Below are 14,811 nucleotides of genomic sequence, written 5' to 3'. Positions count from 1 at the left end.
AAAAATATATTAGAGAACATGAAGTAGAGGTATTGTAGAGTATGAATGAGGAATTAAGAAAAAATGCCGATGCATGCTATCGGCTAGCTGAGCAGAAGGCTGCTCATTATTTTAAATCACTTTCTATGCAAGTTATGGAAAAGACCTATGTCCCTACCCTAACAAATGATATACAATCTTGGAAACACAATCATATTCGTCATCATTCATTATTATCCTTTTTTTCGGTTAGAAAGGGAAAACCTGATTTTCGGGAGTATCACAATTATATCAAATGGCTGGATCACACTGGAAAACTAGATAATTACTTGGATCGAAGCATCTCCTATATTTTTATGCGGGATCTTGGCAAAGCCCTGGACTCACCTGTTACACAGTCCAGGATTCGGCGTGTTGTTGACAGTTTAAAAAGTTATCTTACAGACCAAGGAAATAAAACTGAGACGTTTAGCAAGGCCGGGTTGTACCGGATGGCCCAGAAGGATGGTGTTGAATCGACCATGATTTGGGTGATAAACAAACTAAAGACTGTATCCTCCAATATTCCAAAGGGAATGGATGCTGAGCAAGCACAGCGGAAAATCATTAAAATTATTGCTGGGGTAGTGATGCACGAGGTAGAAGAGATGGGTGAGGAGATATCGCCTGAAGAACGTACTCAGAAACTTGATAAAGCGATTAGGTTTGGTTATTCCTATGGTCTAACCTATCCCTTAATTGACGATCTTTTGGATGCCAATGTCTTATCCACTAAAGAGGAAAAACAATATACCGATTTGATCCGTACTACCCTTATCACAGGATCTGTGCCGGAATTGGGCGAGTGGCCAGGAAATAACATAGATCTGATCCGATATATTCATTCGGAGCTCCGAGATGCATTTGAGTATATTAAAGTCCATCAGCAACAAGAGACAATGAAATCATTTTTCGAGCGATCCTATGTGTTTTTTCATTCCCAGGAAGAGGACCGAAAAAAGGATCTATCCAATGGAAATTACACCAATGAAGAGCTTTATATACCGATCATTTTAAAATCTTCTTCTTCACGATTGATTGTCCGTTCATTAATCAGTGCTCCAGAAGATGAGAGCATTGACGAGCGAATATTTTATTATGGTATATATAACCAGCTGGCTGATGACTTTGCAGATATGTTTGATGATATGGAGGAAGGCGCAGTAACACCCTATACCTATTATCTGAAATATCATGATAAGCGTTCGGATCTTATTAATCCTTTTGAATTATACTGGACGGTCATCTCCAATTTGCTCCATAATGTGTATCAGTCAGATACCAAGACCTGTGAGGTGATTTTGGATCGGGCGATTAACGGTCTTAAACGATTTAAAGAACGAATGGGAACCAAAAAATACAATGAGGTTATGGAGTTATTTGCTTCTGGAAATCCAAAATTCAATCATGTCATCCAAAATATGGTTCGGAAAGCGGATGATGTGGATTTCTTTGATAAACTGCTTAGGGATCATATGATTACTAATTTGAAAAATGAACGGAAGGAACGGGAAGACTTTTCAGAAACTATCGAGACCGTACGCAATCAGATCAACAACATCTTAACTATCCGTAAAAGCGATAAAGTTTCTTTGACGAAAGAACCAATAATTGATGCTGCAAATTACAGTCTGGAAGGTGACGGAAAGCGGTTGAGGCCAATAATGACCTGGGTCATGGGCGTTAACGAATATGGATTAGATCAGTCGGCAATCGTGCCACTTCTGAGATCATTGGAATATATGCATACGGCATCCCTAATCTTCGATGATCTGCCATCCCAGGATAATGCGTCCACTCGCAGGGGGAGGGCAACCCTGCATCAGGTATATAACATTGCCATAGCAGAATTAACTGGTCTCTTTCTGACTCAGAAGGCTGTTGAGGAACAAGCCTCTCTTGACCAGTTCGATTCGAAAACTGTACTTCACTTGATTCGATATTCGGCTCAAATGACAGAGAATATGTGCAGGGGACAGGCAATGGATCTGGATTCAAAAGGGAAACCACTGACACTGGAACAATTGAAAATGATGTGCTTTTATAAAACCGGGATAGGTTTCGAGGCTTCACTCATAATGCCTGCGATTCTTGCCTGCGCAAATGAATCAGAAATTGAAGCCTTAAAAAAATTTGCCTATCATGCCGGCATTGCTTTTCAGATTAAGGATGACTTGCTAGATGTTGAAGGAGATCTGACCTTACTCGGAAAACCTATTGGAAAAGATGCTGAAAACGACAATTCAACTTTTGTGTCAATCCTGGGTGCTGTTGGTGCCAGAAAAGAAATGTGGGAACATTACTGTCTTGCAATGGAAGCGTTGCAAGAGGTGCCGCATACTACCACTTTTTTGAAACATTTTATGAATTATATTGTGAACCGTGACCATTAAGAGATACTATTGGCAAGACTTTTTCGGATCCTAAAAGAATGAGCTGCACCCCAATAAGATACAAACGAAACAATTGGAGGTGCAGTTAACCCTGAAATGGTCAGAATGCGAATCAAACAATATAAATATTATTACATTTTTTGAGCTATACATGAATTCCATTAAACAAAAGAAACTATAAAAAAATAAAATGGACGAATGAACCTAATTAAGCATGATTCAAGGAGTTTTTTCATGAACGAAATCTTAGCAAGTTACTATGCAAAATCGATTGAGCGAACAAAAACAAGGGTCCTAGAGGATATCTTTACATACTTAGAAAATCAAGAAAGCTTCCCTTCATATGAACATTATGTAAGAGCAAGAGGTCAATTTCTTGACCGGCTTTGGTTAAACGCCTGGCTTAATACGGCTAGCCATGCTTCCATTTCCGAAAAGAAAGCGTATCTGTCAGATAAGGGCTTTGAAATAGAAGGGGTAAACAAAAAGCTGATCAATCAAACGTTTCGCAATGAAATAAGAGATGTCGAGCCATTCGACTTGATTGGCTGGCTGGACAGCAAGTTTGTGAACCAAGTGGAAGACTGGAAGCAGCGGTATATGCAGGCAAGGGAGGCTTACCTTACCCGCATCGAGCTTCAAGAGCAGCGTGAGGTCAGAAAAAAATTGTTAATGAGCCTTGAGTATTATATCGAACAGCTGCTTGGTGAGCATTATGATGAGCTGTACCTTTATGTTCGCTATTTGCTTGGCTGCCATCTTGCGCTTGAGATCGAGCAAAAGAGCATCACTCTACCAACTGAGGACATCACCTTATCAGCCTATGTAAATCATGAATTGGAGCTTGCCTATAACAGTAATCATTATGTTGAGAATGCGATCGAAAAATATGAAGGACTTATTTCCGCATATTTATTCGACTTTGGGCCGAATTGGCTTAAAGACCGCTTTCCTTCACACCTTTTTACTGAATATGAAAATACATACAAGGAAGCTTTGCCTGACTCGTTTATAAAAGAAGCTGCATTTGACCCGTTTTTACAACTTGGTGATGAATTTTTTGACGATTTGTTAGAAGAATACATATCTGATCTTACAAAGTTGCTTGATATCCCATTTGACCCAGCTGTCCATCAAGAAATATTTGATAAAGATCTCTCGGAAAGAGAGAGGAAAGACGTTCAAGCGCTTGAAGAAATGAAGCGCCAAAAAGAAGAGGAAGCGAGGATGATCGAGGATATTTTCGGAAGGGAATATAATCCTCCCGCAAGCCGCAATATCCAATATGTCCTTCATGTTGGCGAAACAAACACGGGCAAAACGTTTCGCGCGATTAAACGAATGAAAGAAGGGAGGAGCGGTATTTATTTAGCTCCCCTTCGATTATTGGCACTTGAAATCTATGAAAAGTTAAACGATGAAGGCGTTCCTTGCTCATTGAAAACAGGGGAAGAGGAAAAATTGGTGGAGGATGCAGCTCATTTTGCTTGTACTGTCGAAATGTTTCATGAGAAGGATTTCTACGAAGTGGTCGTCATCGATGAGTCGCAAATGCTCGCAGATAAAGATCGAGGCTTTTCGTGGTATAAAGCGATCACAAAAGCAAATGCAAGAGAAGTTCATATTATTTGCAGCTTCAACGCAAAATCCATGATCCTGGATCTCCTCGGTGAATCAGATGTTAATGTTCATGAATATGTCAGGGACATACCACTTGAGGTTGAATCCCAATTGTTTCGTCTGCGTCATGCGCGTAAAGGAGATGCACTCGTCTGCTTTTCAAGAAAGCGAGTCCTTGAAACGGCTTCAGAGCTGCAGCGAAGAGGGCGACAGGTGAGTATGATTTATGGCAGCATGCCGCCAGAAACGAGAAAAAAGCAAATGCAGAGATTTATTAATGGTGAAACAACAGTCATAGTGGCAACAGATGCGATCGGGATGGGATTAAACCTGCCGATCAGGCGAATTGTTTTCTTGGAAAATGATAAATTTGATGGCACGAGAAGAAGATTTCTAACGTCACAGGAAGTAAAGCAAATTGCTGGGCGCGCCGGCCGTAAAGGAATTTATGATGTAGGAAAAGTCGCGTTCGCAAGTAATTCTAAAACAATGGCCCGACTGTTGGAACAAAAGGATGAGCCTCTTCAAGGATTTGCCATTGCCCCGACGACAAGTGTACTTGAACGCTTTCAGAAATATTCACGTAAGCTAGGCCTGTTTTTTTATCTATGGGATCAATTTAACCTTCCAAAAGGAACGAAAAAAGCCAGCTTAGATGAAGAAAAGCGATTATATGACATGATTGAAGATTCGATCATTGAGGCAAAGCTTTCGGTCAATGACTTATACAACTTTTTGCATTTGCCTTTTTCAACAAAGGAGCCATTATTAAGAGCACAATGGAAGCAAAAGCTGGAAGCAATTGTAGAAGGTAAAGAACTGCCTGAACCGCATTTAAAAGAAACAAAACTTGAAGAGCTTGAATTATCATACAAGGCGGTCGGCCTTCATCTCTTATTTTTGTACAAATTAGGGAAAAGAACAGAAGCCCATTATTGGGAAAGAGTTCGGAAAGAAATAAGCGACAAAATCAATGACCAATTAAAAGCCGGCGTTCAAATAAAAAAGAAAACGTGTAAAATTTGCGGGAAAAGCCTTCCTCGACGGTTTCAATTTCGGGTTTGTGATGAGTGTCATTTTAAGGGAAAGAAAGATATATTAAATTGAAACACAAGAAACTTTTGGAGATTTCATAGTAAGAAGATCAAACATTTCAGACCTTGAAGTTATTCATAACGGGACTATCGTATTTAATGGAGAAGATTGCGAAGTTGCAGAGTTTATAAACGAAAGAAGTTAATGCACAGTTGTTCGTGGAAACTACTCAATAATAAAATAACTCCCTAATAAATAAAGTAAATAATAATACAATTTATGAGTTAATACTGGACGTGTAATATGGAAAATATATTGAATAATAAACGTATTTTATGCAAGAAAAAGAGGAGAAACGTTATTTAATTTTTGAAAAGGAAGAAATTAAGGGGAATTAAGGAATACCAGTATTTTTATAATGAAATAGCAATAAAAAAGGGAGATCTTCTTTTTCCAAACAGGTGGCTTAGATAAAACTCTTATTCCAATTGAATCGTTTCGATTTTCTGATTATGAATATATTTTTTTACCCTCAAAAGAGTAGAGCAAAAGAATTCCAGGATACAATAAAGTCTTTTTTAGATTTCAATATAGACGAAGATTTTTCTAACTTGCTAGAAATTAATGAACTGCCTTCTGAATCTGAATCAATCATCAGAGAAGTCTTTTCACAAGTAAACTACTCGATAACGGATAGTTAGGTTAGTCTACCTTTATTAATTGTTTTTATTTATCGTAAAATCCTGTAGAGATTTATCGAATATTAGCAGACTAGCAATAAAATCATCTAATATCGACTAATATCAACTAATTTTGTCGATTTGCGTTAAAATTAGAAAATAACATCCGATGGTTGCGAAAATTGCGATAACCTTATTTTGTAATTAAATTTATAGGATGAGGTGAAGTGATGAAATATTCAAAGAAGCTTTTACTAGTTACGTCATGTACGGCTTTACTGTCTGCTTCATTGATGGCAGCCCCTGAAGCTAATGCCGATTCTTCACGAAATGAACCCATCGTTGATTCTCAAAACGCAAGTAATGCTACTCCATTTTCAGATGAATTAGTTGAGAAGATTGATCGTTATGTTAAACTGAATAGTAACGGAAAGTTTAAAATTGCATCTGAGAAAAAATTATTAGAGTTTTTAACCCCAGATGAATTAGCAGTTGTTAAAAGTCAAATCAAATCTGCAAATGAAAATATTGCTGATATTGTAAAAAGGGATAAAAGCAATCCAGGAACTGTATCAGTGAATAACAACCAAATGACTTTATCTATCAAAGACTCAGAAATAACAGGTAAGTCAGGTGGATTCCAAATAGCCTCTGAAGGAGTAACTAAAGTGGATTTTTATTGGTGGGGGATGAGAGTTTATTTGAGCAAAACCGTTATAAATACAGCATCTGCAGCTAGTATAGGTGCAGCTGGGTATTTAGGAACACAAATTCCTCATGGAGTACAAATAAAATTTAATTATATAGTAACATCTCCACACATAATACCAACGGAAATAAAATATCAATAATAGAAATAAAACATCAAAGGTAGTGGTGGTTTATTGTGAAATTCTACAAGCTTGACTTGTTTTTATTACTCTTCGTGATAGTTATCTCTTCAACTGTTTATATTTTCTTTCGAGAAGAAGTACCGACCAATTATCTAATTCCAATCATCTTTCTATTTGGTTTATTAATAGGAATTTCGACAAGAGTATTATCTAAAAATAAAAAGTGAGTATTCCTTTCTGGGGAATGCTCGCTTTTTATCTAGAGCACCAAAAGGATATATCAGGGCAAGTATGGAGTAAAACTCAATCACTAACGGTTCATAAACAAGGTTGGCATGGGGAAGGAACAGCTGTTTATGATCCGAACAATGATTTATCTTTGGTTAGCAATATGCTGAAAACGATTCCGGTTGAAGATCAAGTAAAGTGTTGGAATGAAGAAAAAAATGCGGTCCTTTACAAAGGAATAAGAGACTGGGGTAATAATCTGGAGGGGATTCGCTGTATCGGTGAAAAGGGTGAGATTAACGTCCCTTCCATTGTTGATACTAGAATCATAGGTCCGACCATCTCTTTATACATTCCGGGTAAGGAGAATATGATTACTCCGGAACGATATGTGTTAAAGCAATAGTGAGTTTTCTGCTTATTTGTGGTGTGCTGAAAATAATGTGAAGCGTCAAAGTGAAAATAACAACAAGATATGAGTGAACTGCCCCCCAATTGTTCGTTATGGTCTAAACAATTGGGTGCAGTTTTTATAATTCAATTCAGCATGTCAATTGCATGGTCAATAAGAAGCTGCATTCACATGAGAAGAGTCATTATTTCCTTTAAAAATATGAACAAATAAAGCGGCTAACGGAAGAGAAAATCCAATGATTAACGCTGTTACCGTACCGAATTCAAAGTAACTATAGCTTCCTATGAATGAACCAAAAGCCCCTCCCAGAAAGACTAGCAACTCGTCGAGACGGCGTCGCATAAACACTCAAATTCCTCAGCCGAGACTGAAAAAAGCTTTCAGTTCTCTAGATACCGCTTCTGGCTGCTCCTCTGGAAGGAAGTGACCGCAGAAGCTTATCGTGCCGCCCTGTACATCTTCCGCAAAGGCCTTCAGGGGAGTGACCATGTCTGCGATGGAACCCTGATCCGCACCAAGAGCGAGAACGGGTGTCCTCAGTTTCCCCATGGCGCATAGTTCGCGATTTTGTTGAGCGGATAAGGAGGCGGCGCGGTAATAGGCGAGACCAGCACGCAGCCCGCCGGCCTTCTTGAAAACGCGCAGGTATTCCTCGATGTCTGCCTCTGAGAATGCTTCCGGGTTCGCCGCTTTTCGGCGCAAGAACCAATCGAGATATTCACGCTCTCGGCCGGCGATCAGCATTTCCGGAAGGTCCGGGATTACGTGAAATGCGAAATGCCAGGTCTTCCATGCCCGCTCGGGAGCGGTTGGCAGAGCGTCCGGCATGGTGATGCCTGGAATTCCTGCATCCAGAAGAGCTAAACGCCGAACCTCATCGCCGAACAGCGCCGCATAGGTATAGGCGACCCACGCACCAACATCGTGAGCGGCAAGAAAATATCGTTTCGTGCCAAGCTGCTGGAGGAACTTGTGCACTGTGGTCGCCAGAGTCTTCGTATCGTAGCCGTCCGCCGGCCGATCAGAATCACCCTGTCCAGGCAGATCCAAAACAATGAGCTTGTAGGTCGGAGCGAGCAAGGGCATAACCTTATGCCATGTGAACCAACTCTCCGGAAATCCGGGGAGAAGCACAACCACGTCACCGTCATCTTTCCCGCCGACTACATAATGCAGTCTAACGCCGTCCACAGTCTGAAAGCGGTGCTTGAAGCCGTCCAATGACGGCTCTGGCCGAGACACCGGAGGCGCTTCGATCGTCCTCTTCTCAGTTTGGAGCGTAGGTTCTGGATTCACCTCTGCCATTTGGTTTTTCTCATTTTTTTGATTTTCGATTGAACTCATAGTTAGCACTCCTTTATTTGTCGAGTAAACCATCATTACCGGAACAATCATTCCAGTAATATTAAAAAAATATGGCTTCATAATTCCATTTCTGCGTTAGTCACAAGAATATCGATGTGTCCAAAATGATCTTTTTTTGCTGAAACAGTTTTTTTATATCTGAAACCTTCGCTATATCCGATTTTACGGCTAGGGCGGTCGCACCCTCGCCTTGGATTTTGGTGACAAACTCATCGACAGACGATTAAGCTGTGGTTTAAAATTCACAATGACACTGACTCCATTGCGCACAATTTTTTGACCAATCTCTCTCGATCCTCCAGTAACAATAGCCACTTTTTCTTCTGATTTTTTTAACATGTTCATCGCCACTCCCTAAAAGTAAATTTTTCAGCGTGCAAGAATGGCCTTTTTGATTAGGCTTGGTTCCTTAATTCGACAGGTGTACGCCAAATGTGTTCAAGACACAACGCAATCAACGTGCCAACCATCATCCCATTCCCTAAAATAAATTGAAATCCCACGGGTAAGGCGGAGATCAATTCACTCGGAATAAACATAACAGCGAGGCCAAGTGACAAAGCCAATCCTAGAATGGCCAGCCTTCGTGAATCAAGCTGTGATTTTAGAACCATCTTAAGGCCGATCCCTACAATTTGAGTAAATGTAGGCAGTAATGCGGCATAGGCAACTTGACCCGGTAATGTTGAAAGGGCATGATAAATCATCGGAAAAAAGGATGAAGCTACCAAAGCAGCACAAGCGATAAAGTAGGGTTTTCGACTGAAATATCTGGTCGTTTGAACGAAACTTGCTGCAAGAGAAACAGGAACAACGCCTACCGTTGAAAAAAGGGCTGATAAAATGCCGGATACTCCGCTCATGAAGCTGCTCCTGCTAAGGTTTCCTCTTGTTTGAACAGATGGACTATGATTAGACTTTACCCTGGATTCAGATTCCTTCTCACTAAATACCAATTTCATTGCCGATACGCTGGTTATAATGTTACTTATCAGTACAATAGTAACGACCAAAGAAGACACCAACATGCCGATACTGAACGTTGGTACTCCCCACGCAAATATCTTAGGAAAATGAATGAGTGAACTTGAGCTGATTGAGTGCCCAAAGCCTTTTGCCCATCCAAAAGCCACCCATCCAGTGACCATACCTATTAAAATAGCATAGGTTTTCAGCCATCTATTTCCCCATATGGTTAACCGTTATAAATACTCCTAACGCAATAAACAGATTTTCGATATCAACTGACGATGTGGCAGAATCTGCCCCAACCATACCTTTGAGCAATGTCCCGCTTAATTGAATGCCTAAAACCATTAAACTGCTTCCTGTTACCAGCGGTGTAAATAATTTAAGCAGGCGCCTCATGGTTCCGGTAATACTGATAAGCACAAGAATGATGCCGCTGGCGATCATACCTCCTTCTAATAACTGCAAGGTTGGCCGTGCGCCGGAACCATGACTCATTGCAACATCACCCATCACGATAAAAGCACTGAGCCACACACCGGCTGGACCGTCCAGTAAAGGAAATCGGTGCCCCAACCACCCTGCCAAAAAGGAACCTAAACCAACGACAAAAAAAGTGCGTTGCAGCATGCTGGAAATCTCATCAGCTGACAAATGATACACCTGACCAATAATAATGGGAAAAGCCAAAGAATTAGCGAGTAAAAAAATAAACCACTGAATAGAACCGAACCCTGTTTCTACTCTCTGATTGTTCAATTTTTATTCACCTCTTTCTATAAGTAATTAAAAAAAACCCGATACGCTTTTTTTAAATTTATTTTGGTACGATCGTTCCGTATTGGCTAAAAAAGAAAGACTATAGAGCTTTAATAGTCTTGTCTGCTAATTTGTATGCTAAATCTTTTTCTTTTTTATATCGTGACATCAGACTGATGCTGTGATTCAAACTTAACAACGTGTACGCAATCAATTCGTTATCTTCCTGCTCTGAAATTTCTCCCTTTCTTTGTCCTTCTTCAATCACCTGTTTAAACTTTAATTCTAAATCAGTAAAATTCTTTATTAGTGTGTCTTCAATGGAAGGATCAATATGCCCAATCAGGAGAGATGAATTAGTAATAAGACAACTGTCTGGCGTCTGTTTGGAATAACAATCTTCAATATGTTTATAAAAATAAGCTGTAAGAGCTTCTTTCGCGGTACTGCCAGTAAATAAAAGCTTCTTCTTTTCAGATCCACGCTTCTGATAATTTTCTAAAACAAGCTTAAATAATTGAACCTTATCTCCGAAACTATCGTAAAGCGTTGACCGGCTGATTCCCATCGTTTTAATGAGATCAGAAATATATGTAGCATCATATCCTTTATCCCAAAATAAAAACATGGCTTTATTTAAGGCTTCTTCCTTGTTAAACGCGATACTTCTTCCCAAAAATAGCACCTCCTTTTGTATAGATAATAGTATAATTTATTTTGGTACGATGAGTCCAGAAAAAAACTCTGATGAATACATAATAAACATTGTGGAGCGCTTCTTACTTGGCCTAATGAGGGAGCCGTTAGTGAGAAGTTTATAGAACATTATTTGTGAAATTGTGCGCAAATTCAAGCATACTTATCGTTCTCTGGGGGTAAAGGAAATCATCAACCTGTTTTTAAGGAGGACCATAGGTATGGATGGACAAAAAATAATAGCTGAAGAACTAGTAAAAGGCATTGCTCCAAACGTCGATGCAGAGGACTTAGTCAATAATAAAAGAAAAGTCTTTCTTTTTGGTTCTCCAAGTTATACGAATATTGGAGATCAAGCGATTGCGTATGCGGAAGAAAAATTTATTAGGAATCACTTTCCTTACTACGAGTACATCGAGATTATGGATTATGCAACAGATGAAGGAATTGAATTTGTGAAAAAAATCATTAAAGAAAACGATATTGTCTGTTTTACGGGTGGCGGCAATTTAGGAAGCCTCTATCTTGATATTGAAGAAGACAGAAGAAAAGTAATCAGTGCTTTTAAAGATTACAAGACTATTTCTTTCCCGCAATCCGTCCATTTTGAAGATACAGAAGAAGGAAGATTGGAAAAGAAGAAATCGCAGGACGCTTATCATCAAAATCCTAATTTAACATTGGTCGCAAGAGAGTCGCAGACATTTGATCGATTGAAAGGAACATTCGATTCCAACGTAATCTATACTCCGGATATGGTGCTGTCATTAATGATAAAGCCTAGAAATATTCAAAGAGGCGGCGTGCTCTTTGTTTTGAGAGAAGATAAAGAGAAAGTTACGGATGAAGGTTTCGTCTCAGAATTGATGAGGTGGGCAGGAAAAACAACCTCTGTCGAACGTACGGATACGGTCTTAAGAGACATAGACACCATTGATTATAAAGATCGAGAAAAATATTTCTTGAAAATGCTAGATCGAATCGGCTCAAGCAAATTAGTAATCACCGACCGCCTGCATGCGATGATCTTTTCCATTATCACAAAAACCCCTTGTTTAGTTTTTGGAAATAGTTACGGCAAAGCAAAGCATTCTTATAGAGATTGGCTCGAAGAATTAAACTTCATCGAATATACAGATGAACAAGATATTGATGAACTGGAGCGAATGATCGATCGTTTGCTGAAAGCCGAACCGAATGAAATTTGATTTACGGAACGACTTTAAACCGTTGGAAGATTTTTTTAAAGATGATCAAGTGTAAACCATTTGAGACTGTCGACAAAATTGATTTGTTGACAGCCTTTGTATGTCCACAAACCGGGGAAGCAGATTTCCCCGGTTAGTTTCAAAAGAATAGTTTATAATGATCAGTACCTCATTCAATATGTACTCTTCCTTAAATTTCCAAAATGGTTATAAATAATGCGATTTTATTATTTTTCTTCTTCTAAGTCTTGAATTCTCTTTTCTAACTTTTTTATTTTAGATTGGGAATCAAAAACAAATGTTAGGGCTACTAATGCGAAGATAAGAGCCGTTATTTCCATTATAAATACTACCTCCCTCAAACCCGGATCTCATATATGTACGAAAACTGCTCGCATTTTGTTTCAATTTATTAAAGTTATTATCGTATTTGTCCATAACAGCAAATAAGGAAGTGCCCTATTATTTTTTTATCGTAACTAGAATTGGATCTTTTATGGCCTTGCGTTCAACATGCTGGAAAAATGCAAAAAGTCAGTCTCAATGAAAATCAGATATAATCTTATAAAATAGGTGTGCTTTAAAGGGAAGGAGTGTTAGTATGCCGATTATCAAAGACATTCAATTGCTAGTCCCTGAGGATAGGGATACCAATCGTATATTTTTTCATCAGACAAGAAGCATTTCATTTTTATACAGTCGTTTGCTCCCTAATTTAAAAATAAAAGAGGATAAAGGGATTTTAATCAATTGTGTGTCGAATTTGAGCAAAATTGATAGTATGGATAGTGATCTTTATACAATGTTTAATTACTTTTCCGTTTTTGTGAAAGTAGATGTCAACAAATTTCTTTGTCTTTCATCTGACTTGCAAAAAAAGCAGTCCGCACTTGATATAATTCAAGAAGGGATGGAAAAGGCTGTTGATGTATTTGATTGGGATAAAGATATATTTAGAGAAATTTATAAAAAAATACAAAATCTTAATTTCCAGAATACGTATACTTTAATGAAAAAAAGCAGTCCAAATCGCTATTATGTTTGTAACATCATTTGTGACCATGGGGTTTTTCAAATTGATGTTTACATGGAAATAAAGAAGAAAAACGGAAGTATTATCAACCCAGAAAAAATTTTTTCAGTTAGTGATACGTACGAACAATACTTATTTGAAGATTGGGGTATTTTATCTTGGAAACAAAATCATAAAGTAGAATTTGCCGATAAGGACCATAAAGAAATATTTCAATTAACCTTCCTCGAAAAGGAAATCAAAGAAAACCTTTTATGGAAGTTAGTTAAAAGATAAAAGGATAAATTTATTCTGTAGTGGAAGGGATATTGTCGACAAAAAAGCAGCCTAAAGGCTGCTAAATGATCTTTCCAGATTTAATTATATAAAATTATCGCTTGGTTTAAAATTTGGTGACATGCCTATCACTACACTAGATGGTTGCTTAGATTTGGATGGTACGTAAACCAATAAGATTTTAGTGGATTTAGGGTATTGTTTATTTGCAGTTCTTGGGAGAATGATCTTTGCTGTCAAAACAGACCATTGCAACAAACCTGAACAATCAAATCCCGTAAAATCTCCGCCAAAAACATAGGATATTGCTTATAATTGACGCTATCAAGCAATCTATGCTGCCGTTGTCACAATATCACCAATCGCATTTTCTTTACAATTCATGGTTAATCCACCAAGTTTTTTTGTAAGATCAGTAATAGTAGGAACCCAATTCTTATTAAGATTATTAGGGTCATTATCTGCTCCTACGGGCGCATATACGCCTCCTAAATCCTTTATGGTAGTTAAACCATCACCTATGATGCGATTGTGAAGGGTTTGTCCCATGGATTCAATTCCATCTTCAAGAGTTGGGAAAGTCATTAAGCCGTTAGATCCCATTAATCCACCGGGATTATTTTTTTCAACAACTGCTCTTGACTTTCCCCATGCTGTCTCATGAAAAGCAATCGCTGCGAATAGGACTGGATCAATGTCATGTTGGTTAGCGACTTCAATAAATACATCCGATTTTTCAGACAAAACACCTGCTCTTGAAAACTGTTTGTTCCATAAATCTTCTTCTATGTTCTCATCTATTGAGCAAGTAGCTAAACCGCCTTTATTATTTTCCTGTTCAGATTCTGCAAGTAAAGCAACAACGTTCGTTAAAGGTAAAACAGTATTTTCATCTTGCGTAACAATTTTTGTGTTATTTTCTTTTAATAGCTCGTTAAATTTTTCTTGTGCTTCATCACGATCTTTTTTTATGTCGTTTACTGTCGAAAGATCAATTAGCAGAAGAATGACAATAACAGCTATATTTACGATTAATGGGAGGAGTATTTTCATTTTACTAATTTTATTTCACCTATTTCTACTTATTTAACACGTCCAAATCCTGCGATGCTCTTTCCTATAACCTTCAGTGGATAGAAGACTATTGAACATGACTTCCACTAGAGTTAAATATTTTACCATTGGGGTCACATAAATAGCTAGAATAAAAATTAAGAATAGGAGTTCATCCTCACTATTCTATCAAATAAAGATGGAATTGCGAAAGATGAATAGTTTCCCAA

General features: G+C 38.3%; 13 protein-coding genes and 1 pseudogene. 6 read left to right on the top strand and 8 right to left on the bottom strand.

The annotated features are described in order from the left end of the window. Positions 1–41: 41 nt before the first annotated feature. From JOC74_RS16065 to JOC74_RS16050, 4 genes are all read left to right on the top strand, one after another. On the top strand, positions 42–2,411 hold the full coding sequence (locus JOC74_RS16065; protein WP_053601906.1) for a polyprenyl synthetase family protein: 2,370 nt from the start codon (positions 42–44) through the stop codon (positions 2,409–2,411). Positions 2,412–2,645: 234 nt separating this feature from the next. After that, complete coding sequence (locus JOC74_RS16060; protein WP_053601907.1) at positions 2,646–5,138, top strand: DEAD/DEAH box helicase; 2,493 nt, start codon at positions 2,646–2,648, stop codon at positions 5,136–5,138. A gap of 838 nt (positions 5,139–5,976) precedes the next feature. Beyond that, a complete protein-coding gene (locus JOC74_RS16055) occupies positions 5,977–6,597 on the top strand; it encodes a hypothetical protein (RefSeq protein ID WP_053601909.1) in 621 nt (206 codons plus the stop codon). 226 nt (positions 6,598–6,823) lie between these two features. Further along, positions 6,824–7,213, top strand: coding sequence for a hypothetical protein (locus tag JOC74_RS16050; RefSeq protein ID WP_053601910.1), 390 nt, complete (start codon positions 6,824–6,826; stop codon positions 7,211–7,213). Between the two features lie 156 nt (positions 7,214–7,369). On the opposite strand, the gene JOC74_RS16045 is transcribed toward JOC74_RS16050, so the two are convergent. The 6 genes from JOC74_RS16045 to JOC74_RS16020 all read right to left on the bottom strand — a co-directional run bounded on the left by JOC74_RS16045 (position 7,370) and on the right by JOC74_RS16020 (position 10,991). Then, complete coding sequence (locus JOC74_RS16045) at positions 7,370–7,570, bottom strand: hypothetical protein (protein ID WP_148564293.1); 201 nt, start codon at positions 7,568–7,570, stop codon at positions 7,370–7,372. A gap of 9 nt (positions 7,571–7,579) precedes the next feature. Continuing rightward, complete coding sequence (locus JOC74_RS16040) at positions 7,580–8,566, bottom strand: alpha/beta fold hydrolase (RefSeq protein WP_211086222.1); 987 nt, start codon at positions 8,564–8,566, stop codon at positions 7,580–7,582. A 189-nt stretch (positions 8,567–8,755) separates the two neighbouring features. Continuing rightward, the gene (locus tag JOC74_RS16035; RefSeq protein ID WP_158320278.1) at positions 8,756–8,926 is read right to left on the bottom strand and encodes a hypothetical protein; all 171 of its coding nucleotides are present in this window, start codon (positions 8,924–8,926) and stop codon (positions 8,756–8,758) included. 56 nt (positions 8,927–8,982) lie between these two features. Continuing rightward, the gene (locus JOC74_RS23985) at positions 8,983–9,720 is read right to left on the bottom strand and encodes a purine/pyrimidine permease (RefSeq protein WP_312883831.1); all 738 of its coding nucleotides are present in this window, start codon (positions 9,718–9,720) and stop codon (positions 8,983–8,985) included. A gap of 46 nt (positions 9,721–9,766) precedes the next feature. Next, positions 9,767–10,246: a purine/pyrimidine permease gene (locus tag JOC74_RS23980; protein WP_280882699.1), complete on the bottom strand. Its 480-nt coding sequence runs from the start codon at positions 10,244–10,246 to the stop codon at positions 9,767–9,769. A gap of 169 nt (positions 10,247–10,415) precedes the next feature. Then, positions 10,416–10,991: a TetR/AcrR family transcriptional regulator gene (locus JOC74_RS16020; RefSeq protein ID WP_053601914.1), complete on the bottom strand. Its 576-nt coding sequence runs from the start codon at positions 10,989–10,991 to the stop codon at positions 10,416–10,418. 241 nt (positions 10,992–11,232) lie between these two features. Between JOC74_RS16020 and JOC74_RS16015 the strand changes: the two are divergent. Both JOC74_RS16015 and JOC74_RS16010 read left to right on the top strand, forming a co-directional pair. Further along, positions 11,233–12,274, top strand: a pseudogene (locus JOC74_RS16015) (polysaccharide pyruvyl transferase family protein). 546 nt (positions 12,275–12,820) lie between these two features. Continuing rightward, positions 12,821–13,528, top strand: coding sequence for a hypothetical protein (locus JOC74_RS16010; RefSeq protein WP_053601916.1), 708 nt, complete (start codon positions 12,821–12,823; stop codon positions 13,526–13,528). An 84-nt stretch (positions 13,529–13,612) separates the two neighbouring features. Here the strand turns inward: JOC74_RS16010 and JOC74_RS24345 are convergent, their stop codons facing one another. Together JOC74_RS24345 and JOC74_RS16000 are read right to left on the bottom strand one after the other, a co-directional pair. Further along, positions 13,613–13,834: an NlpC/P60 family protein gene (locus tag JOC74_RS24345; RefSeq protein ID WP_082363624.1), complete on the bottom strand. Its 222-nt coding sequence runs from the start codon at positions 13,832–13,834 to the stop codon at positions 13,613–13,615. A 27-nt stretch (positions 13,835–13,861) separates the two neighbouring features. Next, on the bottom strand, positions 13,862–14,581 hold the full coding sequence (locus JOC74_RS16000; RefSeq protein ID WP_053601917.1) for a glucosaminidase domain-containing protein: 720 nt from the start codon (positions 14,579–14,581) through the stop codon (positions 13,862–13,864). Between the last annotated feature and the right edge of the window lie 230 nt (positions 14,582–14,811).

Source organism: Bacillus capparidis, assembly GCF_017832095.1.
GTDB classification, from domain to species: Bacteria; Bacillota; Bacilli; order Bacillales; family Bacillaceae; genus Bacillus; species Bacillus gobiensis.
Note: the sequence above shows the minus strand (reverse complement) of the source record. Positions and strands in the feature narration are given on the sequence as shown.